General features: G+C 63.0%; 19 protein-coding genes. 13 read left to right on the forward strand and 6 right to left on the reverse strand.

What is annotated here, in order from left to right:
• Positions 1 to 69: 69 nt before the first annotated feature.
• From denD to IVB22_RS02285, 10 genes are all read left to right on the forward strand, one after another.
• Complete coding sequence (gene denD / locus IVB22_RS02240; protein ID WP_247515680.1) at positions 70 to 1,056, forward strand: D-erythronate dehydrogenase; 987 nt, start codon at positions 70 to 72, stop codon at positions 1,054 to 1,056.
• A 33-nt stretch (positions 1,057 to 1,089) separates the two neighbouring features.
• Positions 1,090 to 2,037, forward strand: a complete 948-nt coding sequence (locus tag IVB22_RS02245) for a sugar kinase (RefSeq protein WP_247515681.1) — start codon at positions 1,090 to 1,092, stop codon at positions 2,035 to 2,037.
• The gene (eda, locus tag IVB22_RS02250) at positions 2,034 to 2,684 is read left to right on the forward strand and encodes a bifunctional 4-hydroxy-2-oxoglutarate aldolase/2-dehydro-3-deoxy-phosphogluconate aldolase (protein WP_247515682.1); all 651 of its coding nucleotides are present in this window, start codon (positions 2,034 to 2,036) and stop codon (positions 2,682 to 2,684) included. Before IVB22_RS02245 ends, eda begins: the two co-directional genes overlap by 4 nt.
• 54 nt (positions 2,685 to 2,738) lie before the next feature.
• Positions 2,739 to 3,908, forward strand: a complete 1,170-nt coding sequence (locus IVB22_RS02255) for an acetyl-CoA acetyltransferase (protein WP_247515683.1) — start codon at positions 2,739 to 2,741, stop codon at positions 3,906 to 3,908.
• A 149-nt stretch (positions 3,909 to 4,057) separates the two neighbouring features.
• Positions 4,058 to 4,258 carry a hypothetical protein gene (locus tag IVB22_RS02260; protein ID WP_247515957.1) on the forward strand — a complete coding sequence of 67 codons (201 nt, stop codon included), beginning with the start codon at positions 4,058 to 4,060 and terminating at the stop codon, positions 4,256 to 4,258.
• A 138-nt stretch (positions 4,259 to 4,396) separates the two neighbouring features.
• Positions 4,397 to 5,599 carry a CaiB/BaiF CoA-transferase family protein gene (locus tag IVB22_RS02265; RefSeq protein ID WP_247515684.1) on the forward strand — a complete coding sequence of 401 codons (1,203 nt, stop codon included), beginning with the start codon at positions 4,397 to 4,399 and terminating at the stop codon, positions 5,597 to 5,599.
• 9 nt (positions 5,600 to 5,608) lie between these two features.
• The gene (locus IVB22_RS02270) at positions 5,609 to 6,775 is read left to right on the forward strand and encodes an acyl-CoA dehydrogenase family protein (RefSeq protein WP_247515685.1); all 1,167 of its coding nucleotides are present in this window, start codon (positions 5,609 to 5,611) and stop codon (positions 6,773 to 6,775) included.
• A gap of 13 nt (positions 6,776 to 6,788) precedes the next feature.
• Complete coding sequence (locus tag IVB22_RS02275; protein ID WP_247515686.1) at positions 6,789 to 7,925, forward strand: thiolase family protein; 1,137 nt, start codon at positions 6,789 to 6,791, stop codon at positions 7,923 to 7,925.
• A complete protein-coding gene (locus tag IVB22_RS02280; RefSeq protein ID WP_247515687.1) occupies positions 7,922 to 8,281 on the forward strand; it encodes a Zn-ribbon domain-containing OB-fold protein in 360 nt (119 codons plus the stop codon). Before IVB22_RS02275 ends, IVB22_RS02280 begins: the two co-directional genes overlap by 4 nt.
• Before the next feature lie 525 nt (positions 8,282 to 8,806).
• Positions 8,807 to 9,334, forward strand: coding sequence for a carboxymuconolactone decarboxylase family protein (locus IVB22_RS02285; protein WP_247515688.1), 528 nt, complete (start codon positions 8,807 to 8,809; stop codon positions 9,332 to 9,334).
• Positions 9,335 to 9,362: 28 nt separating this feature from the next.
• On the opposite strand, the gene IVB22_RS02290 is transcribed toward IVB22_RS02285, so the two are convergent.
• Positions 9,363 to 10,619, reverse strand: a complete 1,257-nt coding sequence (locus tag IVB22_RS02290; protein ID WP_247515689.1) for an Hsp70 family protein — start codon at positions 10,617 to 10,619, stop codon at positions 9,363 to 9,365.
• Positions 10,620 to 10,849: 230 nt separating this feature from the next.
• On the opposite strand from IVB22_RS02290, the gene IVB22_RS02295 reads away from it, so the two are divergent.
• The gene (locus IVB22_RS02295; RefSeq protein ID WP_247515690.1) at positions 10,850 to 13,183 is read left to right on the forward strand and encodes a Tex family protein; all 2,334 of its coding nucleotides are present in this window, start codon (positions 10,850 to 10,852) and stop codon (positions 13,181 to 13,183) included.
• Positions 13,184 to 13,330: 147 nt separating this feature from the next.
• Here the strand turns inward: IVB22_RS02295 and glsA are convergent, their stop codons facing one another.
• The 4 genes from glsA to IVB22_RS02315 all read right to left on the reverse strand — a co-directional run bounded on the left by glsA (position 13,331) and on the right by IVB22_RS02315 (position 18,865).
• A complete protein-coding gene (gene glsA / locus IVB22_RS02300) occupies positions 13,331 to 15,190 on the reverse strand; it encodes a glutaminase A (RefSeq protein ID WP_247515691.1) in 1,860 nt (619 codons plus the stop codon).
• Positions 15,191 to 15,212: 22 nt separating this feature from the next.
• Positions 15,213 to 17,267 carry a TRAP transporter permease gene (locus IVB22_RS02305; RefSeq protein WP_247515692.1) on the reverse strand — a complete coding sequence of 685 codons (2,055 nt, stop codon included), beginning with the start codon at positions 17,265 to 17,267 and terminating at the stop codon, positions 15,213 to 15,215.
• Between the two features lie 51 nt (positions 17,268 to 17,318).
• Entirely contained in the window at positions 17,319 to 18,479 is a 1,161-nt protein-coding gene (locus IVB22_RS02310) for a TAXI family TRAP transporter solute-binding subunit (RefSeq protein ID WP_247515693.1), read from the reverse strand.
• Positions 18,480 to 18,643: 164 nt separating this feature from the next.
• Positions 18,644 to 18,865 (reverse strand): acetyl-CoA carboxylase biotin carboxyl carrier protein subunit, encoded by a 222-nt coding sequence (locus IVB22_RS02315; RefSeq protein WP_247515694.1) that lies wholly within the window; start codon positions 18,863 to 18,865, stop codon positions 18,644 to 18,646.
• Between the two features lie 132 nt (positions 18,866 to 18,997).
• Here IVB22_RS02315 and IVB22_RS02320 point away from each other — a divergent pair, with 132 nt between their 5' ends.
• Together IVB22_RS02320 and IVB22_RS02325 are read left to right on the forward strand one after the other, a co-directional pair.
• Positions 18,998 to 19,975, forward strand: coding sequence for an IclR family transcriptional regulator (locus IVB22_RS02320; RefSeq protein WP_247515695.1), 978 nt, complete (start codon positions 18,998 to 19,000; stop codon positions 19,973 to 19,975).
• Positions 19,905 to 21,464, forward strand: coding sequence for an acyl-CoA carboxylase subunit beta (locus IVB22_RS02325; protein WP_247515696.1), 1,560 nt, complete (start codon positions 19,905 to 19,907; stop codon positions 21,462 to 21,464). The genes IVB22_RS02320 and IVB22_RS02325 overlap by 71 nt, the downstream gene beginning before the upstream one ends.
• A gap of 103 nt (positions 21,465 to 21,567) precedes the next feature.
• Here IVB22_RS02325 and IVB22_RS02330 read toward each other — a convergent pair whose 3' ends face one another.
• Positions 21,568 to 22,851 (reverse strand): MFS transporter, encoded by a 1,284-nt coding sequence (locus IVB22_RS02330; RefSeq protein ID WP_247515697.1) that lies wholly within the window; start codon positions 22,849 to 22,851, stop codon positions 21,568 to 21,570.
• Positions 22,852 to 22,936: the final 85 nt, after the last annotated feature.

The raw sequence follows: 22,936 nt of genomic DNA on the forward strand, positions 1-22,936 counted from the left end.
TTTTCTTCACGCGAACCGGTCCCACTTCGCTTGAAAACGCTATAGAAGAGTTCAAAAAGGAGACGGGTCTTGCACATTCTGATTCTCGGCGCCGCCGGTATGGTCGGTCGCAAACTGACCGAGCGGCTGCTGCGTGAAGGCCGCCTCGGCAAGCACGACATCACCCGCATGACGTTGCAGGACGTGGTGACGCCCGCCAAGCCCGCCAACGCGGCGATCCCGATCAACGTCGTGGCTTCCGATTTCGCCGATGCCGGCGCGGCGGCGCCGCTGATCGCCGATCGGCCGGACGTGATCTTTCATCTCGCTGCGATCGTCTCCGGCGAGGCCGAAGCGGAATTCGACAAGGGCTACCGGATCAACCTCGACGGCACGCGATATCTGATCGATGCCATCCGCCACGCCAGCGGCGGCTACAAGCCGCGGCTGGTATTCACGTCCTCGATCGCGGTGTTCGGCGCGCCGTTCCCGGAAAAGATCGGCGACGAATTCTTCCATACGCCGCTGACGAGCTACGGCACGCAGAAGTCGATCTGCGAACTGCTGATCAACGACTACACGCGCAAGGGCCTACTCGACGGCATCTCTATCCGACTGCCGACGATCTGCGTGCGGCCGGGCAAGCCGAACAAGGCGGCTTCCGGCTTCTTCTCCAACATCATCCGCGAGCCGCTCGCCGGCGAAGAGGCGGTGCTGCCGGTCTCCGAAGACGTGCGGCACTGGCACGCCTCGCCGAAATCGGCGGTGGGCTTTCTGATCCAAGCCGGCACCATGGACCTCAACGCGATGGGGCCGCGGCGCAACTTAAGCATGCCCGGCATGTCGGTGACCGTCGGCGAACAGATCGCAGCCCTCGATCGCGTCGCCGGCAAGAACGTCACGGCGCGCATCAAGCGCGTGCCCGATCCTACCATCATCGGCATCGTCTCTGGCTGGCCGCGTGACTTCGTCGCCGACCGCGCGCTCAAGCTCGGCTTCACCACGGCCGAGAAGACGTTTGACGATATCATCCGGATTCACATCGAGGATGAACTGGGCGGCAAGTTCGCAGGCTAACGTGACTTCACGTTTCTTCACGCGAATGCAGTCATGAGCAAGGTAGCCTGCATCGGCGAATGCATGATCGAGCTGAAGCAGGCCCAAGGGACTGAGGCCGGCCTGTTTTCGCGTGGCTATGGCGGCGACACGCTCAACACCGCCGTCTATCTCGTCCGGCTCGGTGTCGACGCCGACTATGTCACCGCGCTCGGCGACGACAGCCTCAGCGACGAAATGATCGCCGGCTGGGCGGCGGAGGGGATTGGGACCAGGCGTGTGGTGCGGCTGCCGGGCAAGTTGCCGGGCCTCTACATGATCCAGACCGACGACAAAGGCGAGCGCCGCTTCTTTCACTGGCGCGACAGCGCCGCCGCCCGCAGCCTGATGGATTTGCCGCAGACGCCGGAGATTCTGAATTCGCTGGCTGGCTATGATTTGATCTATCTCTCGGCGATCACGCTATCGCTTTATGGCGGGGAGGGCCGGGCGCGGCTGTTCGAGGCGCTCAAGGGCGCGCGTGAAAGTGGCGCACGTTTCGTTTTCGATACCAATTTCCGGGCGCGCGGCTGGCCCGATCTCGACGTCGCACGCGCCGTTTTCCAGGAGGCCTTTGCCGCAGCCGATATTGTGCTGGCTTCGACCGAGGATCTCCTGCCGCTCTATCCGGGCGTAACCAACGAAGCCTTGCTGGCGCGGATTCCCGGGTCCGAGGTGGTGCTGAAGCTTTCCGAGCCGGCGAGTATCGTGCGCCTGGAAGGCGTTCCTTATCCGATCAAGGCGAAGCCGGTGGAGGAGCCCGTCGTCGATACGACGGCGGCCGGCGACAGTTTTGCGGCTGCCTACGTGGCCGCCCGCCTCGTCGGCGCGGATCCGATTGAGGCCGCCCGGGCGGGGCATCGTCTGGCTGGCGTTGTGGTATGCCATCCCGGGGCGATCATCCCGCGCGCGGCGATGCCGCCCGGACTTATTCCCGCTACCTCTCGCAAGGCATCGCCATGACCGCAGCCACAAGGCAGGAACAACTCGCCACCATCTTCAAGTCCGCTATCGTCATCCCCGTGCTCACCATCGAACGGCTCGAGGATGCGGTGCCGCTGGCGCGTGCGCTGGTTGCGGGCGGCGTGCGCGTGCTGGAGGTTACCCTGCGAACGCCGGTCGCCGCAGACGCCGCCAAGGCCATGATCGCGGAGGTGCCGGAAGCAATTGTCGGTATCGGCACGATTTTGAATGCCGACGATCTGGCGCGAGCCCGCGCGCTCGGGGCCAAATTCGGCATCAGCCCGGGGACGACGCCGGAACTATTGAAAGCCGCTGCCGCGAGCGGCCTGCCGTTTGCGCCGGGGATCGCGACAGCTTCGGAGCTGATGCAGGCACTGGCAGCCGGCTTCGATCTCGTGAAATTCTTTCCCGCTGAGCAGGCCGGCGGTATCAAGGCACTGCGCGCGCTGGCGGGGCCGTTTCCCAATATTCGGGTGTGCCCGACCGGCGGCATCGGCGAGGCCAACGCGGCGGCCTGGCTGGCTGAGCCGAATGTCGTGGCGGTGGGCGGTTCCTGGCTCTGCCCGGCTTCGGACATCCGGTCCGGTAACTGGGCCGGCATAACCGCCATGTGCGCGCGGGCGATAAAATCGCTGAAACCGGCGTGAAGTCTTTTTCCCGATAGGCTACAAAGGCTTCAGAACCGAAACAGGGAGACGACCATGACAGCCAGCATCGTCGGGTGGGCGCACACGCCATTCGGCAAGTTCGACGCGGAAACCGTCGAGAGCCTCGTGGTGAAGGTTGCGACCGACGCGCTGGCGGACGCCGGCATATCAGCCGAAGACGTTGACGAGATCGTGCTCGGGCATTTCAATGCCGGCTTCTCGCCGCAGGATTTTACGGCCTCGCTGGTGCTGCAGGCCGACCCAAAGTTGCGCTTCAAGCCGACGACGCGCGTCGAGAACGCCTGCGCAACCGGTTCAGCGGCGGTGCACCAGGGCGTCCGGGCGATCGCCGCGGGCGCGGCCAAAATCGTGCTGGTGGTCGGCGTCGAGCAGATGACGCGAACCCCCTCGGCCGATATCGGGCGTTATCTCCTGAAGGCTTCCTATCTGCCCGAGGACGGTGACACTGTCGGCGGCTTTGCCGGGGTGTTCGGCAAGATCGCGCAAAGCTACTTCCAGAAATATGGCGACCAGTCGGACGCGCTGGCGATGATCGCGGCCAAGAACCACAAGAACGGCGTCGCCAACCCCTATGCGCAGATGCGCAAGGACTTTGGTTACGAGTTCTGCCGCGCCGAGAGCGAGAAGAACCCGTTCGTCGCAGGTCCCCTGAAGCGCACCGACTGTTCACTGGTGTCGGACGGCGCGGCGGCCCTGGTGCTGACGGATTCGGAAACCGCGAAGACCATGGGCAAGGCGGTGAACTTCCGCGCCACCGCGCACGCGCAGGATTTCCTGCCGATGTCCAAGCGCGACATCCTGCAGTTCGAAGGTTGCACCGTCGCTTGGCAGCGCGCGCTGGCGCAGGCCGGGGTGCAGCTCTCTGATCTTTCCTTTGTCGAAACTCATGACTGTTTCACGGTTGCCGAACTGATCGAATATGAAGCGATGGGCCTGACGCCGCGCGGGCAGGGCGCCCGCGCCATCAAGGAAGGCTGGACCCAGAAGGACGGCAAGCTGCCGGTCAACCCGTCCGGCGGCCTCAAGGCCAAGGGCCACCCGATCGGCGCCACCGGCGTCTCCATGCATGTGATGAGCGCGATGCAACTCGTCGGCCAGGCGCCCGAGGGCATGCAGCTCAAGAACGTCAGGCTCGCGGGCATCTTCAACATGGGTGGTGCGGCGGTGGCGAACTACGTTTCCGTGCTGGAGCCTGCGAAGTAGCACAAAACGTGCTACCGTAGACCAAGCCGTAGGGTGGGCAAAGCGCAGCGTGCCCACCATTCAGGATGTCGGTGTCGATAGATGGTGGGCACGGCGCAATCGCGCCTTTGCCCACCCTACATATCTACAAATCATCCGGAGCGCGCATTATGGGTAACGAGAGTTCTTTGTCCCAGGCAGAACTGAACAGCCGGATCAGGATTCTGGAAGACAATATCCGGCAATTGATCGAACAGGCGGCCGCCGCCTCCGGCGAACGGAACGAAGCGCGCATCGCCGACCGCCTCAGCCAGCAGAATGAAGAGCTGGAGCGCCTGACCCGGGAGCGCGACGCCAGGTCCAAGAATTAGCCGTCGAAGAAATAACCGCCATCGCGCGCATACGGCCATACGCTGGGCGCGCCTTGATCTTCGTAAGTGCCTGCCGTTACTTGGTCCGCACAACAATGCGAGGCCGTATGGCCGTAGTGCGGGGAGCGGGGCTGAGCCATGGGACCATTGGAAGGCATCAAGGTCATCGACATGACGACCGTGCTGATGGGGCCCTATGCCACCCAGATGCTCGGCGACTACGGCGCTGACGTCATTAAGGTGGAATCGCTCGATGGCGACGTGACGCGGCAGATCGGGCCGACCCGTCATCCCGGCATGGGGCCGGTATTCCTCAACACCAACCGCAGCAAGCGCTCGATCTGCCTCGATCTAAAGAAGCCGGCCGGGCGCGACGCCGTGCTGCGGCTGGTCAAATCCGCCGACGTGCTGGTCTATAATGTGCGCCCGCAGGCGATGGCGCGGCTGAATCTCGGTTACGACGTGGTGTCGAAAATCAACCCGCGGCTGATTTATGCCGGCGTGTTCGGCTTCGGCCAGGACGGGCCCTATGCGGCAAAGCCCGCTTACGACGATCTGATCCAGGGCGCCACCGCTTTGCCGGCGCTCATGGCGCAGACCGCCGACGGCGTGCCGCGCTACGTTCCCAATGCCCTCGTCGACCGCATCGTCGGCCTCACGGCGGTGGGCGCGATCTGCGCAAGCCTGGTCGATCGCAACCGCACCGGCCGCGGCCAGCGCGTCGATATCCCGATGTTCGAGACCATGGCCGGTTTCGTGATGGGCGATCACATGGGCGGTCTCACCTATGAGCCGCCGCTCGACAAGGGCGGTTATGCCCGTCATCTGTCGCCGGACCGGCGGCCGTACAAGACCTCGGACGGCTATATCTGCGTCATCGTCTACAATGACAAGCAGTGGCAGAATTTCTTCGATGCAACCGGGCGCGACGACCTTCGCGTTCACCCGAAATTTGCGACCTTCGCCGGCCGCGCCGTCAATATCGACGTGGTTTATGCCGAACTGGCGCGCATCCTCGAGACCAAAACCACCGCCGAGTGGACCGCTATCCTGGAAAAGGCCGACGTGCCGGTCATGCCGATGCATGACCTCGAAAGCTTGTTGCAGGATCCGCACATCGTCACGACCGATTTCTTCCCGGTCGTTGATCATCCAACCGAAGGCCGCATCCGCAACATGCGACCTTCGGCGCGGTTTTCGGAAACGCCGGTTGAAACCAAACGGCTGGCGCCTCGCCTGAGCGAGCACAGCGCGGAAATCCTCAGCGAAGCGGGGTTCTCGGCGGACGAAATTGCCGCCTTGGTGCGCGAAGGCGTCACCAAGGCCGTGCCAAACACATAGGACGGACATATGGATTTCGCGCTATCGGCCAACCAGGAATCGATCCGCGATGCGGTCGGAAAAATCTGTTCGCGTTTCGACGATGCCTATTGGCTGAAAAAGGACAAGGAGGGCGGTTATCCCGCCCATTTCCACCGTGCGCTGGCGGATGCCGGCTGGCTCGGCATCTGCATCCCCGAGGAATATGGCGGCTCGGGGCTCGGTATTACCGACGCCGCGATCATGATGCGGACGATTTCGGAATCGGGCGCCGGCATGTCCGGCGCTTCCGCCGTGCATATGAACGTATTCGGGCTCAATCCCGTGGTCGTGTTCGGTACCAAGGAGCAATGCACGCGCATGCTGCCGCCGATCATCGACGGTCGCGACAAGTCATGTTTCGCCGTGACCGAACCCAACACCGGGCTGAACACCACGCAGCTGAAAACCCGCGCGGTGCGCAAGGGCGACAAATATGTCGTCAACGGCCAGAAGGTCTGGATTTCCACCGCGCAGGTCGCCAACAAGATCTTGCTGCTGGCGCGCACGACGCCGCTGGAGGAGGTGAAGAACCCGACCCACGGGTTGAGCCTGTTCTACACGGACTTCGACAAGAAGCGCGTCACCGTGCACGAGATTGAAAAGATGGGCCGCAAGCCCGTCGATTCCAACGAATTATTCTTCGAGAATTTCGAGATCCCGGTCGAGGATCGCCTGGGCGAAGAAGGCCGCGGATTCGAATATATCCTGCACGGCATGAACCCCGAGCGCATCCTGATCGCGGCGGAAGCGGTGGGGCTCGGCCAGATCGCGCTGTCGCGCGCCGCGGCCTATGCGAAGAACCGCATCGTGTTCAACCGCCCGATCGGCATGAACCAGGGCATTCAGCATCCGCTGGCGAAGAACTGGATGGAGCTGGAAGCTGCGTGGCTGATGGTGCTTTCGGCAGGCTGGCAATACGATCAGGGCATGCAGTGTGGACCGGCCGCCAATGCCGCCAAATATCTCGCGGCCGAAGCCGGCTTCCACGCCTGCGAGCAGGCGGTGATGACGCATGGCGGATTCGGTTACGCAAAGGAATATCATGTCGAGCGCTATTTGCGGGAATCCCTGATCCCGCGCATCGCGCCTATCAGCCCGCAGCTCATTCTCAGTTTTATCGCTGAGAAGGTGCTGGGCCTGCCCAAGTCGTATTGAGAATTAGACAATCATGAGCTTCATCACCGGCGTCGGATTGACGTCTTACGGTAAGCACGAAGGCTCTTCCTCGCTCGATCTCATGAGCAAGGCGGCCGAGCTTGCGATTGCCGATGCCGGGCTGAAGCGATCCGAGATCGACGGAATCCTCTGCGGTTATTCGACGGTCTCTCCGCACATCATGCTCGCCACCGTGTTCGCCGAGCATTTTGGCATCCAGCCATCCTATGCGCACGCCGTGCAGGTCGGCGGCGCGACAGGTCTCGCGATGACCATGCTGGCGCATCATCTGGTCGACGCCGGCGTCGCAAAGCATGTGCTTGTGGTCGGCGGCGAAAACCGTCTCACCGGGCAGAGCCGCGACGCCTCGATCCAGGCGCTGGCGCAAGTCGGTCATCTCGATTACGAGGTGACCTTGGGGCCGACGATTCCCGCCTATTACGGCCTCGTCGCGTCGCGCTACATGCACGAATATGGTGTGACCCAGGAAGACCTCGCCGAGTTCGCGGTGCTGATGCGCGCCCACGCCATGACCCACCCTGGCGCGCAGTTCCACGAGCCGATTACGGTGGCCGACGTGATGGCCTCAAAGCCGGTGGCGATGCCGCTGAAGCTCCTGGATTGCTGCCCGGTGTCCGACGGCGGCGCGGCGTTCGTGGTCAGCCGCGAGCTAACCGGTGCGGCCGGCATTCGCGTGCGCGGCGCTGCGCAGGCGCATACCCATCAGCACGTCACGGCCGCGCCGGCATTGAGCGAGCTCGGTGCCGAGATCGCGATCGCCAAGGCCAAGGCAGCGTCGGGTGTCGCGATATCGGATGTCCGTTACGCCGCCGTCTATGACAGCTTCACCATCACGCTCGCAATGCTGCTGGAAGACCTCGGTCTTGCCGGGCGCGGCGAGGCAGCGGCGCGGGTGCGGGCAGGGCATTTTGGCCGCGACGGCGCCATGCCGCTCAACACCCATGGCGGCCTCTTGAGCTACGGCCATTGCGGTGTCGGCGGCGCGATGGCGCATCTGGTCGAGACGCATTTGCAAATGACGGAGCGCGCTGGCCCCCGCCAGGTCCGCGACGCCTCGATCGCGCTGCTGCATGGCGATGGCGGCGTGCTGTCGTCGCATGTCAGCATGTTTCTGGAGCGGGTGCGATGACCGATAGAATCGCCGACTGGACCAAGGGTGCCGAGGCCATCGTCTATCAGTCCTGTGATGCTTGTGGAGCTGTGCAATATTTCCACCGCAGCTTCTGCGCCGCATGTGGTGCGCCTGATCCGGCACAGAAGCGCGCCAGTGGAACCGCGACGGTCTACGCGACGTCGCTCGTATGTCGCGCCGCGACACCGGAGACGCGCGCGCACGTTCCCTACAATATCGTGCTGGTCGATGCGGAGGAGGGCTTTCGCATGATGGCCCATGGTGCCAGTGATCTGGCAATCGGCGACATCGTCACCGCGAGCTATCAGCCGTTTGCGGGAAAGCTGGTCCCGTATTTCGAGAAAACGAAGTAAGCTTCAGGCAAAATGCTCACGCAACGAAGCAACCCAGATTACGCGGAACCTTGAAAAATCTGAGTGCTTCGACGCGTCAACATTCAGTGCCAGTAGAACACAACACTAGCGATGACGAGCATCGCCGTTACCGCTAGCGTTTGCGCAAGCGCTTCCGAGGCCGCCTTCCTGGTGGCTTCCTTCATGCCTAACTCCCTAGACTTGGGCATGAGTCATCCTTGCCCGTGAAGGCCTGATGAACTCAGTTTGGTTTACTCGGAACACCCCGCGACGAGTATTCGCTCTTTTGAGTCCCCACTCAGCGAATATCGACAGTGCTGAGAATCGACCAGCATTGAGGCGGCAATTTGGCTCGCGCGTAGCCGGTTTGTGCACGAGAGAGGGAGTTTTTTGGCGCGAGTCGAACGGCTTGGGCACGGGGCCCGAACCTGAGCCGCGGCGTTTCGACGGTTGATCAGCGTTCTGCTGCGGTGCATGATCTCCCTGTCAACAAATCAGAAAATCCCCAAACCCCAGGGTGATGAAATGGCCCGCGTCGAATACAGCGATCCCGCCAAACACAACGAACGTACCCGCGAATTGCTGGGCAAAAACCGCAATGCCAACATCTTTCGCATGATGGCGCATTCGCCGAGCCATCTCGAACAATACTGCCGACTCGGCGGTGCCATCAGGCACAAGGGCGAGCTGGACCCGATTCTGCGTGAGCTCGCCATCACCCGCACCGGAATCCTGTGCGAGTCGCCCTACGAAATCGTCGCCCACAAGCGGATCGGAAAGAACGTTGGCGTCACCGACGAGCAGAACGAGGCGCTGGAGCACTGGCAGGTGGCGACGTGCTTCAACGAAGTGCAGCGCGCCGCGCTCGCCTTCACCGACGAAATCGTCAAGCTCCACAAGCCGACTGACTCGACCTTCAACGCCATCGCCGCCAAGTTGACCCCGGCCGCATTGGTCGAACTGCAGCTTTCGGTCGGCTTCTACATCATGACGTCGAAATTTCTGGAGACGTTTGCCATCGACCTGCAACCGGTAACAGAAGTGGTGGGCTGAGAAGTCGTGGGCTGATCTGCGGCCGTTCTCAGCTCAAAGGCCCGTATCGTCGCAGCGCCTCCAGCGTCAATCCCTTGCCGACCGCGCCGAAGATGTCACCTTCGACGACCCGGGCCGACGGCAGGGCCTTGGTGATCGCCTTGTGGACGTGAGCGAGTTTCACCGAGCCGCCGGTCAGGAACACGGCGTCGATATCATCGGCGGCTAATCCCGCCTGAACAAGGCAGTTGTTGATTCGAGCCGCGATGCGATCGGCGAGCTGCTTTGTGTGGCTGACGAGATCGGGGCGGCTGATATCAGCGCCAAGACCAGGGGTAACCCACTCCAGCGGGATGCCAGCCTGGCGCTTCTCGGACAGGGCGATCTTCGCGTCTTCGACTTCCATCGCCAGCGTATGGCCGCGCTGTTCGTGCACCACGCGGATCAGCCGGTCGAGGAGTTCCGGCTCGCTGGCCTCCTGCCGCACCTGCCGGATATCGGCCATCACGCGTGGCTCATACATGCGGTTGATGCTCGACCAGGTCGCGAGGTCGTGGAAATAGCTCGACGGCACGTCAAGCCCGGGACGCTTCATGGCGCTGCGGAAGCCGAACAACGGCATGACCACGCCGAGGCTGAGCTGCCGGTCGAAATCGGTACCGCCGATGCGCACGCCGTCATTGGCGAGAATATCGGCCGCGCGATCCGCCTTGCCGTGGCGCTCGGGCCCCAGACGCACGATCGAAAAGTCCGACGTGCCGCCGCCGATATCGGCGATCAATGCGACTTCCTCGGATGTGATCTGTCGCTCATAGTCCAGAGCCGCGGCGATCGGTTCGAATTGAAACGTGACCTCGTCAAAGCCGATCCCCCGCGCAATTATCCGCAGCGTTTCCTCCGCCTTGCGATCGGCGTCCGGCGCATTGTCGACGAAGTGAACCGGCCGGCCGTGGACAACATTGCGCAGTTCATGGCCGGTGGCCTGTTCCGCGCGGCGTTTGACCGCACCGAGGTAATAGGCGATCACGTCGCGAAAGCTGACCCGTGCGCGTCCGAGCCGGGTGGTTTCGTCGATCAGCGAGGTTCCAAGCACCGACTTGAGACTGCGCATCAGCCGGCCGGGTGCGCCTTCAACATAGGCTTCCACAGCCCTGCGGCCGATCAGAACGCCCCCGTCCACCTCATAGAACATCGCGCTGGGTATAGTGGTCTGGGCCGCCTCCAGCGCCACCAGAACCGGCGCCCGGCCTTCGATGGTGCCAAGCGTCGTGTTCGACGTTCCGAAATCAAGGCCACAGATGGACATGGGTGCTCCTGGAGGGAGCGTCCGTTTACACATTACAACGCCATCGATCCACCTTTATCTTGTGTCATCGCAACCGGTTGTTCGCACATATTGAATTGTTCGATTAAGGCCATCCACAGATCAATTTGTTTCCCGCGATGCCTTGATGAAATAATCTGCGATGGTCCATAAGCGGCCTCCGGCGGCGGGGGCGATTCACCTGCCGCCCTGGTTTCGGGAAAGATTTGGCCGTGGCAAATATCAATCGACAGATCGCGGAAGAACTCGGCGTTCGCGAGCAGCAGATCTCGGCGACAGTCGAATTGCTCGATGGCGGCGCCACCGTGCCGTTCGTGGCGCGCTATCGCAAGGAAGTCACCGGTGGGCTTGACGACGCGCAACTGCGCACACTGGAAGAGCGGCTGACTTACTTGCGCGAACTCGAGGAGCGCAGGACTGCCATCCTCAACTCGGTCCGCGAGCAGGGCAAGCTCGACGCCGCGCTGGAAGCCGCCATCATGGCGGCCGACAGCAAGGGGCGTCTGGAAGACATCTACCTGCCGTTCAAGCCGAAGCGCCGCACCAAGGCCGAGATCGCCAAGGAAGCCGGGCTCGAGCCTTTGTCCGAACTGTTGCTGACGCAGCCGCAGAACGATCCGCAGGCCGTGGCCGCGACCTTCGTCGATGCCGAGAAGCAGGTGGCGGACGTCGCCGCGGCGCTCGAAGGCGCGCGTGCGATCCTGGTAGAGCGCTTTGCCGAGGATGCCGATCTGATCGGGCGCTTGCGCGAAGAAATGTGGTCGAACGGGGTGATGACATCCACCGTGCGCAAGGGCAAGAAGACCGAAGGCGAGAAGTTCAAGGACTATTTCGACTACAACGGAGCCCTTCACAAGCTACCGTCGCACCGCATTCTCGCGCTGTTTCGGGGCGAGAAGGAAGAAATCCTCGAGCTGCAGATGATGCCCGAGGCGAATGTTCCGACGGCCGGCGTTCCCAGCACGTATGAACTGAAAATCATGCAGCGCTTTGCGATTACCGATCAGGGCCGCCCGGGCGACCGCTGGCTGATCGAGACCGCGCGCTGGGCCTGGCGCACCAAGATCCAGGTGCATCTCAACATCGACCTGCGGATGCGGCTGTGGACAGCGGCGGAGACCGAGGGCGTGCGCGTGTTCGCCTCGAATTTGCGCGATCTGCTGCTGGCGGCGCCGGCCGGCGCGCGCGTGACCATGGGGCTCGATCCCGGCTATCGCTCCGGCGTCAAGGTCGCCGTCGTCGACGCCACCGGCAAGGTGGTGGCGACCACCGCGGTCTATCCGCACGAGCCCCAAAGGCAATGGGATGCGGCGCTGGCGACGCTGGGCAAGCTCGCGGTCGCGCACCGCGTCGACCTGATTGCGATCGGCAACGGCACCGCCTCCCGCGAGACCGACAAGCTGGCGACCGAACTGGTCAAGCTGCTGCCGGACCTGAAAATGTCGAAGATCGTGGTGTCCGAAGCGGGCGCGTCGGTCTACTCCGCCTCGGCCTTTGCGTCCGAGGAATTGCCGGAACTCGACGTCACTTTGCGAGGCGCGGTGTCGATCGCGCGGCGCCTGCAGGATCCGCTGGCCGAGCTCGTCAAGATCGATCCGAAGGCGATCGGTGTCGGGCAGTATCAGCATGACCTCGGCGAAACAAAATTGGCGCGCTCGCTCGATGCCGTGGTCGAAGACTGCGTCAACGCCGTCGGCGTCGATGCCAACACGGCTTCCGCGCCGCTGCTGGCGCGGGTGTCGGGCATCGGCGCAGGGCTCGCGCAAAGCATCGTGCAGCATCGCGACGCCAACGGGCCGTTCAAATCGCGAAAGGCGCTGAAGGAAGTGCCGCGGCTGGGACCGAAAGCGTTCGAGCAATGCGCAGGATTCCTGCGCATCAACGGCGGTGAAGACCCGCTCGATTCGTCCGGTGTGCATCCGGAATCCTATCCTGTGGTGCGGCGAATACTCACCGCAGCCAAGAGCGACATCAAGGCGCTGATCGGCAATGCCGAGATCGTGCGCCAGTTGAAGCCGCAGGCCTTTGTTGACGAAACGTTTGGTCTGCCCACGGTGACCGACATCCTGCGTGAGCTGGAAAAGCCCGGCCGCGACCCGCGTCCGGCATTCAAGGCCGCCGTCTTCAAGGAGGGGGTCGAAGAGATCAAGGACCTCAAGCGCGGCATGATCTTGGAAGGCACGGTGACGAACGTCGCGGCCTTCGGCGCCTTCGTCGATATCGGCGTGCACCAGGACGGCCTGGTGCACATCTCGGCGATGTCGAAAACCTTCATCAAGGACCCGCGCGAGGTGGTGAAGCCGGGCGACATCGTCAAGGTCAAGGTGCTGGAGGTCGAAGTCGCCCGCAAGCGCATCGCGCTGACGCTGCGCCTCGATGACGAAGTCGGCGAGAAGGGCCCAAAGCTGTCAGAAAGCAAGATGCGCGAATATTCCAAGGCGTCGATGACGTCATCCGCGCCGCGCAAGGCGCAGGAGCAGGGCGGCGCACTGGCCGAAGCCCTGCGGCGTGCAGCTGAAAAGAACGGACGGGGCAAGGCGGGATAGGGATCCTTCGAGACGCCGCTGCGCGGCTCTTCGTAGGGTGGGCAAAGGAGCGAAGCGACGTGCCCACCATCTCTCACCGAGCGCGGTGCGAAATGGTGGGCACGCTGCGCTTTGCCCACCCTACGAATCGAACCATGTGGCCCGAGATCAGCCCGACGTCAACACATTCAGCTTGGCATTCGCCAGGATCAGGCGATCGGCCAGCAATTGCGCAAGGTTGCGCATGATCCGCTCGCCGGCGCGCGGATGCTGTTTTCGGAATCGCTCGAAATCGCGCAGCGGGATTTCGTAGGCGGTCGCGGCCATGTCGGCCAGCACATCTGCCGAGCGGCGCGGCTCCAATAGCGCCATTTCGCCGAACGGCATTCCCGCCGTCAGCGTCGCCAGGCGGATGCCGTCGGGCAGGGTGACATGCACCACGCCGCTCCTGAGAAAGAATACCGAGGTCGCGGGATCGCCGGCGGTGATGATCTTTTCGCTCGCTTGATAGGTCCGGATCGAAGCGAGCGAGACGAGATCGGTCAGTTCCTCGTCCGTCAGCCCCGCCAGCAGCGCCTGTTCGGAGAGTTCGGTCGCCTCGAAGAAATCGATCGCGCCGCCGTAACGATAGACCACCTGATCTTCCGCCCATTCGATCGCGGCATCGAGCAGGTAGTAGTTGCGGATGTTGGTCAGGCCTTCCGTCCATTCCGCGATCATTTTCCAGTCCGGCGACGACCGCCTGATGCCGGACAGGATTACGGTGACGTGGTAACCTGCGAGTTCGCGGAATTCCTCGGCGAGCAGGCGGGCGCCGGCGCGGGTCATGGCCGTGACGCGGCGCAGGTCGAAGATGACGAGCTGCGGCCGCGGCTTGGCCGCAAGCTGGCGCGAGACGTAATCGACGTTGGAGAACGACAGCGTGCCCACCAGTTCGATGACGCGAACGTCCTGGTGGCGCGCGGCCAGGATATTCTGTTCCTGCGCGCGCCTCACGCGTCGCGACGGGCTGTTGCCGATGTCGTAATCGGCAATGATGCTGTTGCGGGCGTCGTCGCTGCGGTTGAGCATATGCAGGTCGTAATGCGATGACAGCGCCTCACAGACCTTGATGCCGCGCACGCTGTTGCCGTGCTTGTCGAGTTTCGGCGAATAGCTGCCGAGCCCGAGCCGCGCCGGTAGCGCCGCAAGGATGCCGCCGCCGACACCGCTCTTGGCGGGGATGCCGATCCGGTAGATCCATTCCCCGGCGTAATCGTACATGCCGGAGCTCGTCATGACGGAGAGCGTCCGCGAGATGGCATAAGCGCTCAGCACCTGTTCGCCGGTCACGGGATTGATGCCGCGGTTGGCGAGGGTGGCCGCCATGACAGCGATATCGCGCGCCGTCACCAGGATGGCGCATTGCCGGAAATAGACCTCCAGCACGGCAGCCACATTGTCCCGGATCACGGCATTGGTGCGCAAGAGATAGCCGATCGCACGGTTGCGGTCGCCGGTGGTGCTTTCGGAGGCATAAACAGCATCATCGACGTCGAGGTCGCGCCCGGCAAACCGCCCCAGTGCCTGGCGGATATATTCGAACGCGGCGTCGCCTTTGGCCTCATGGATCAGGCCGGAGCAGGCGATCGCGCCGGCATTGACCATGGGATTGAAGGGATGGTTTTCAGCGTTGAGGCGGATCGAGTTGAAGGGATCGCCCGACGGCTCGACACCAATGACGCTTTCGACCCGTACCGCACCCAGCGTGTCCAGCGCCAGCGCGAACACGAACGGTTTCGACATCGACTGAATCGTGAAAGGGACTTGTGTGTCGCCGACCTCGTAGACATGGCCGTCGAGGGTGGCGAGGCTGATGCCAAAATGGGCAGGATCGGCCTTGCCGAGTTCGGGGATGTAATCGGCAACCGCGCCGCTGGTCTCGGGCGCGAAATCCGCGTGGCAGGCGTTCAGGAACCGCAGCAAGGGCGGTTTCGAACTGGTCCAGGCAGCGGGGCCGGCCATGAGCGGAGGAGGCGATTGTTTCATCGCCTCCTCTTGTGCAACGCAATCAGGGTGTGCGCAACCGGTTCGGCGCCAGCGTCTGGCGCCGTATCAGGACGAGTGCGACCAGCACGGTCGGGATCAGGATCGCCAATCCTAGAGAGGTGACCTGCCATTGTGAGAGCGGCATGATGCCGCCGCCGGGTGTTGCGATCACGAAGCCGCCGATCACGAGCAATATGCGCAGCGGCCATTCCAGCGTGCCTGCGCCCCTGAGGTCGCCGACAAACACCTGGTAGCCCTGGATGCCGCCGCAGATGAACAACGTGCCGAAGCCCGCCAGCGCCATCAGCCCGAGTCCTTCGAGATACGGGCTTGGTCCCTGCAGCACCAGCGCCGGGTTCAGCACGAAGAAGAAAGGGATGAAATAGATGATGCTGCCGACCCACATCGATTCCCATCCCGTCTTCATCGCCGGCGAGCCGGCGATGCCGGCCGCGGCAAAGGAGGCGATGGCGACCGGCGGCGTGATCGAGGACAGCATGCCCCAGTAAAAGATGAACATGTGCACAGCCATGCGGTTGAGCCCGAGCTTCTCCAGCGCGGGCGCCACCAGGATGGCGAGGAAGATGTAACAGGCCGTCGTGGTCAGCCCGAGCCCGAGGACGAGGCTGGTGAAGGCGCACATCACCAGCAGCAGCAACGCATTGTCGCCGGCGATCCGCAACAGATCGTTGGCGAGGCTGGAGACGACGCCGGTCATCGAGAACGCGCCGATCAGCAGGCCGCAACCAGCCAGGATGCCGACCAGCTCGACAAAGGTGCGTCCGTTGACCTCGAGGAACTTGTTGATGGTCGAGAGCGTCCAGCGCGTGTCCTTTGAGAAAAGCTGGTTCAAGACCAGAAGCAGCGCGGTCGCGTAGAACGGCGCGTGGCTCTCGCGCTTGAAATACAAGAGCATCACGATCAGGAGCGCGATGACGAAGACATAATACCAGCCGTCCTTGATCGTATCCCAGACCTTGGGCAGTTCGGCACGCGGAATGCCCTTCAGGTTGTGACGCGCCGCATAGGAGTCCACCTGCATGAACAGTCCGGCGTAATAGAGCACCGCCGGAATGATCGCGGCGAGCGCGACGTCGGCGTAGCTGACGTTGAGGAATTGCGCGATCACGAACGCGGTCGCACCCATTACCGGCGGCGCCAGCACCGCGCCGGTCGACGCGCAGGCCTCGATCGCGGCAGAATAAGACGCGCGGAAGCCACTCTTCTTCATGACCGGAATGGTCATGGTGCCGGCGGTCAGCACGTTGGAGATGATCGAACCCGACATCATGCCGAGCAGCCCGGAGGCGAAGATACAGACTTTTGCCGCGCCGCCGCGAAAGGTGCCGCATAGCGAGAATGACAGGTTGATAAAAAACTTTCCGGCGCCCGTCATCATCAGCGCGGTGCCGAATACCAGGAAGCCGATCACGGTGTCGGCAAAGGCCTGGATCGGAATGCCGAGCAGGCTTTCGCCCGACAGCACGTGATAGGAGGTCGCCTGTTCGAGCGTCGATTGCGTGCCGCGGAACGGTCCCAACCACTTCGCATCGGCGAACAGGGGATAAACCGTAAACGGCAGCACGCTCAGCAACAGGCTCCAGCCGCCGGTGCGCCGCAACGCCTCCATCAGCACCACCCACATGATGACGCCGGCGACGATGACGTCCATCGGCGCGCCACCGAATTCCCAGCCGGCTTCCGCCGCCTTGCGGACGCTGCGCATCAGGAGGATGGCGCAGGCGAAAGTGGCGACAAAAAGCAGGATGTCATACCAGGGAATTCGATCGAGCGGCGCGCTCCCGGTTCCCGGAAAAATCAGGAACGTGAACGGCAGCATCAGCGCGATCAGCAGATAGAAATACTCGGTGTTGAGCTGCGTGTAGCCGAGGAAGAAGCGCAGTGAGAACTGCTGGTTGATGCACAGCAGGATGGTTACCGCGGTGGCAACAACCAGCGCCCAGCGCCAGGCCCCACGCAATGTTCGCACCCGCGTGACTTCGGCTTCCTGCATGTTGGCATGCGGGTCGTCGAACTCAATTCGTTTTGCAGGCGCGACTACGCTATCGCTCGACATCATTTCCCCCGAGACGGTGTTGGCCTTCGACTTGAGCGAATAGCGGCGGTGCTATTCAAAGCCGTTCGGCATATTCGCCTTTGCCAGCGCTGCAGCGCGCGCCTTCATCCAGCCGTCAAGAAACGCCTTGTCATCCGATGACGGACTGGCCTTGCCATAATCTGTCCATGCGGCGGCCAGCACTTGCTGGCGCTTCAGCAGTTCCTTGTTGTGGGCTTCCTGTGCGTCGGTCCACTGACCGGCCTCCTTCAGCGCCCTCGCGGCGCCCGGATGCACCGGGACCACCCAGTTCTTGGTCTGGCGGTCGGCCGCAAGACCGGCGGCGCCCGGCGCGGAATCCTTATAGGCGTCGTAGCCCGCGATCATCGCCTTGGTGATGGAATAGACTTCGTCGGCGGGCAGCGATCCGTAGGCCATGAAGATCGGGTAGGGGTAGTTGCCGAGCTCGATCGGCTTGTCCTTTGTGATGCCGGCGCCGCAGGTCGCGACGTGCGGGAAGAAGAACGAGCCGACCTTTTTCACGCGCTCCCAGCCCGCCTTGTCGCTGTGGGGCAAAGGCGGCCAGATGATGCCGCGCGGCGACGTTTCTAGTTCCTTCGCCGGGCCGGTGATGGTGGTGGCGAAGGCGGCATCGACGTCGTTGTTGATCATGCCCTTCCACATCGCGCCATAGCTCGAGAACTCGACGACCTTGACGTCGCTTTGCTTGAGGTCGCCGAATGCCAGGATCGCGAGCGCGTTCTGGTTCAGCGCCGGCGAACCGACCACGAAGCCGACGCGCTTGCCCTTGAGCTGCTTGATCTCGGTCACGCCGGTGTCCTTGGCGACGCCGAGCGTGCCGGCGTTGCAGTCGACCGAGGAAAGCACGAGTTGCAGGGGTTGCGGACCCCATTCCTTGGTACCGAATTCGAACACGCCTTCCTGGGCGAAATAGGTGCCGGAGCCCATCGCGGACATGGCCGCGCGCTTGGCGCGCAGCGGCGCCAGTCGCGCCACGTCATTGCCGGCGGGCAGCACGCGGACATCGGTGCCGTATTTGTCCTTCATCATCTTGCCGACGCCGACGGCGATGTTGAAGCCCGCCGTTCCGGTGTCATAGGCGGTGACGACCATGGTCGGCGGCAGCTTGACGTCTTGTGACCAGGCCGGCGAGGCCAGCAGCGAGATGCCTGCAAGGGCAATTGGCGCGAGCGCCTGCAACCGATGAATCATAATTTTCCCCTCAGATAGTTTTCGCTTTTTGCGAAAGTTCACTCGTTAGCGTTGATCATGTCATCGGCTGCTGGCGATGGCAACGTTAGGTGCGCAGACTTCAACAGCCGGGCTGGACAGATTGTCGCGGAATGCATTCGAAGAATGCTTATGCCGTGATCTTGTTAAGCTTCGATGATTGCGACGACCTGTCCTTCAGCGATGACGTCATCGAGCTTGACCAGGATAGCCTTGATTTTTCCTGCCGCCGTCGACGTCACCGGAATTTCCATCTTCATGGCTTCGACGAAAGCAATCTCGTCGCCGTCGCCGACATCGCCGCCGGTTGTGACGGGAAGCGCGCACACGCGACCGGCGACTTCGGTGACGATCTTGATGTCTGGCATTTCCGTTCTCCGGGAACCGTCTGACGGACTGGTGTCCTCGCGAACGGCTTTTTGTTGTGGCCGCAGATTGCCTGAGGTAGTTTGTTCTGCAAGTGGAATTTTATTCCGCAGGGCGGAATGGAGCCATAAAAAATGGGAAGACGCTCGGAACGGCTTAGCAAGCAGGGAATGCTCGCCAGCGATCTCGCAGGCGAGGGTGACGTGATCCAGGTGGTGTCGCGGGCGTTCGACGTCCTGCGCTGCTTCGAGGGTCATGAAGCCAGATTAGGCAATCTGGAAATTTCCAGCCGCTGTGGTCTGCCGCGGTCGACGGTATCGCGGCTCACGCACACGCTGACGCGGATGGGCCAGCTCGTCTATCTGCCGCGCGACCAGAAATACCGGATCGGTCCAAGCGCGGTGGCGATGAGCACCTCGATGATGAAGGGGTTGCAGCTTCGCAATCTTATCCGGCTGCGGCTGCAGGACGTCGCCGATCAATTGCCGGGTACCGTCGGCTTCGTGATTCCCGATCGGTATCATCTGGTCTATCTCGAATTCGCGCGTGCCGCGAACGCGCTCGGCCTGCACGAAGGCACCGGCAGCCGCATCTCGATGACGAGCACCGCGGCCGGCTTTGCCTACACCGCAGCGCTCGATATAGATGTCGGCGATGCCTTGATCGCCGAAATGGAGCGCGAGATCCCGGGAAACTCGGGATTGTTGAAGTCGCGCATCGAGGACAACCGCCGCCATTTGCGCGAACACGGCTACGTCGTGGGCTGTGGCACCTGGAGCCCGCATATCAACGGTTGCGCGGTGCCGGTGTGGTCGCCGCAATATCAAACCTTCGTCGTCGTGACGATCGGGCTTCTCGCCGCGATGTTTGATGAGAAGCGGCTGCATAGGGAAGTGGCGCCGCAGATGCTCGAACTCGGCGTTGCGATCGGCGGCCTGCTCGAAGGCGCCGAGGGCGATATCTTCGCAAACCGCATGGAAAGAAAGCCGCTTCCGGTGCCGGGCCATAACAACAATAAAATCATCAAAACGGAGGATACGAATGAACTGGAAGCCGGAGCTCGACGACCTCGCTCGGCGCGAAGCGTTCGCGCGCGAGATGGGAGGCGTTGACAAGGTCAAGCGCCAGCATGACCAGGGCCGGCTCACGGTTCGTGAGCGCATCGACAGACTGATCGACAAGAATTCCTTCCACGAGATCGGCGCCATTTCCGGCATCGCCGAATATGACGAAAACAGCGAACTCAAGCACCTGACGCCGGCGAACTGCGTGTTCGGCCGCGGCAAGGTCGACGGCCGCACCGTGGTCGTGGTTGGCGACGATTTCACCGTGCGCGGCGGCTCGGCCGACGCCTCGATCTCGGCCAAGCCGCTGATGGCCGAGGAAATGGCGCATGATTTCCGTCTGCCGATCATTCGTGTGATCGAAGGTTCGGGCGGTGGCGGCTCGGTGAAGACGATTGAAACGCGCGGGGCTGCCAATCTGCCCGGCGGCGTCGGCGGCACGCGCTGGTACTGGTTCACGACCGCGAACATGGCGCGCGTGCCCGTGGTCGCCCTCGGGCTCGGTTCGGTCGCGGGCCTCGGCGCGGCGCGGCTTGCCGCCAGCCATTATTCGGTCATGACCCGGAATTCCGCGATGTTCGTCGCCGGCCCGCCGGTCGTAAAACGCCTTGGCCAGGACCTGACGAAAGCGGAACTTGGCGGTGCCGAGATCCAGACCCGCGCCGGCGGTGTCGATGACGCCGTAGACACCGAGGAGGAGGCGTTCGAACGCGCCAGGCGTTTTCTGTCCTATCTGCCATCATCGGTGTACGACCTGCCGCCGACCACGCCCTGCACGGACGATCCGGAGCGCGCGGAGGAAGCGCTGCTGAAGGCGGTGCCGCGCAATCGCCGTCAGGTCTACAAGATGCGCCCGATCATCGACGCCGTGGTCGACGAGGGGTCCTTCTTCGAGGTCAACGCCAATTTCGGCCGCCCGATCATCACCGGGCTTGCCCGGCTCGAGGGGTGCGCGGTGCTGCTGCTCGCCAGCGATCCCTTCCACTATGGTGGGTCATGGACGGCGGAGGCGTGCCAGAAGGTGGTGCGCTGGGTCGATTTCGCCGAAACCTTCCATCTGCCGGTCGTTTACCTGATGGATTGCCCCGGCTTCATGATCGGACTCGAGGCCGAGAAGTCGGCGACCATTCGCCACGGGGTGCGTGCGATGGCTGCGGTCAACCAGTCGACCGTGCCCTGGTGCACCATCATCGTGCGTAACGCGTTCGGCGTGGCGGGCGTCGTGCACCAGCCGGCCAACCGCTATTCGATGCGCTATGCCTGGCCGTCGGCCTATTGGGGTTCGCTGCCGCTGGAAGGCGGCATCGAGGCGGCCTACCGCGCCGACATCGATGCTTCAGATGATCCGCCCGCGAAGCTGAAGGAGATCGAGGAGCGTCTCAACAAGCTCCGCTCGCCGTTCCGCTCCGCCGAGAAATTCTGGGTCGAGGAAGTGATCGATCCCCGCAAGACGCGCTCGCTGTTGTGCGAATTCGCGCGATTGGCCGAGCCGATACGGAATGTGGGTCCGCCGACAAACATGGCGACGCGGCCGTAAGATTGTAGGGTGGGCAAAGCGAAGCGTGCCCACCATTCAGCATCATGATCGCGGACAGATGGTGGGCACGGCGCAAGTGCGCCTTTGCCCACCCTACAAGTGCTCACGCCGCCGCTACCGGCTTCGGCCGCGAGATCGCCAGCACAATAAGCGCGGCGACGATACAGAGCGCGCCGGCGACGAAGAAGGCGGGCAGGTAGCTCTGCAGCATCGTCCGCGACAGGCCTGCACCGAACGCTGCAACACCCGCACCTAACTGATGGCCCGCAAAAATCCAGCCGAACACAAGGTTGGCTCGCTCGGCGCCAAACCGCTGTGCGGTGAGCCGCACGGTCGGCGGCACGGTTGCGATCCAGTCGAGCCCGTAGAACATCGCAAACAGCGACAGGCCGTAGAGCGTGAAATCGGAGAAGGGCAGGAACAACAGCGACAGGCCTCGCAGCCCGTAATACCAGAACAACAGCTTCCGATTGTCGTAGCGATCCGACAGCCATCCCGACGCAATGGTGCCGACAAAATCGAAAATGCCCATCGCCGCGAGAAGGCTTGCCGCCTGCACCTGCGGAATGCCGAAATCGAGGCACATCGGAATCAGGTGGACCTGAACCAGACCGTTGGTGCTGGCGCCGCAGATGAAGAAGGTGGCGAACAGGATCCAGAACACACCCGACTTCGAGGCATCGCGGAGGGTGCCGAGCGCCGCCGCCATGATCGGCGTGTTGTTCGGCGGTGGCGTCGGCAGCGGCTCGGTGCCTTCGTCGCCGAACGGCCGCAGGCCGACGTCGCTCGGCCGGTCACGCATGACCATCAGCACGGCGAAGGCGGCCACGCCCAGCATCACGCAGACCAGCGCCAGCGCGATCCGCCAGCCGTAGGTATCGGTGAGGATTGCCAATAGCGGCAGGAAGGCAAGCTGCCCGGTCGCAACGCTCGCGGTGAGGATGCCGACCACGAGCCCGCGCCGCGCCGCAAACCAGCGCGCGGCAATCGTCGCTCCCAGTACCAGCGCCGTCATTCCGGTGCCGAGTCCGATCACCACGCCCCACAGCAGCATCAGCTGCCACACCTGTGTCATCGCCAGCGACGCGACGAGCCCTGATACGACGATCAGCAGCGCCAACAGCGTCACATTGCGCAAGCCGTAGCGGTTCATCAGCGCTGCGGCGAAGGGTGCCATCAGCCCGAACAGGATGAAGCGGATCGACAGCGCCGAGGAAATCTCGGCCGTGGTCCAGCCGAATTCTTTCTGCAGGGGGACGATGAAAACGCCGGGGGCGCCGACCGTGCCAGCCGAGATCAGGGCGGTGAGAAAAGTCACCGCGACCATCGCCCAGCCGTAATGGATGTTGCGGCGGGCGAGGGCGGCTGACAGCCAGTTCGAGATCATTGATCCTCAGAGGATTTCAGGGGGAAGGTCTGTCTGGTTTGCAGTGTGCATTCTGACGTGACGGCACTCTGACTTAAATGTCGCA

The sequence above is a fragment of the Bradyrhizobium sp. 190 genome (genome assembly GCF_023073415.1).
In the GTDB taxonomy this organism is placed as follows: domain Bacteria; phylum Pseudomonadota; class Alphaproteobacteria; order Rhizobiales; family Xanthobacteraceae; genus Bradyrhizobium.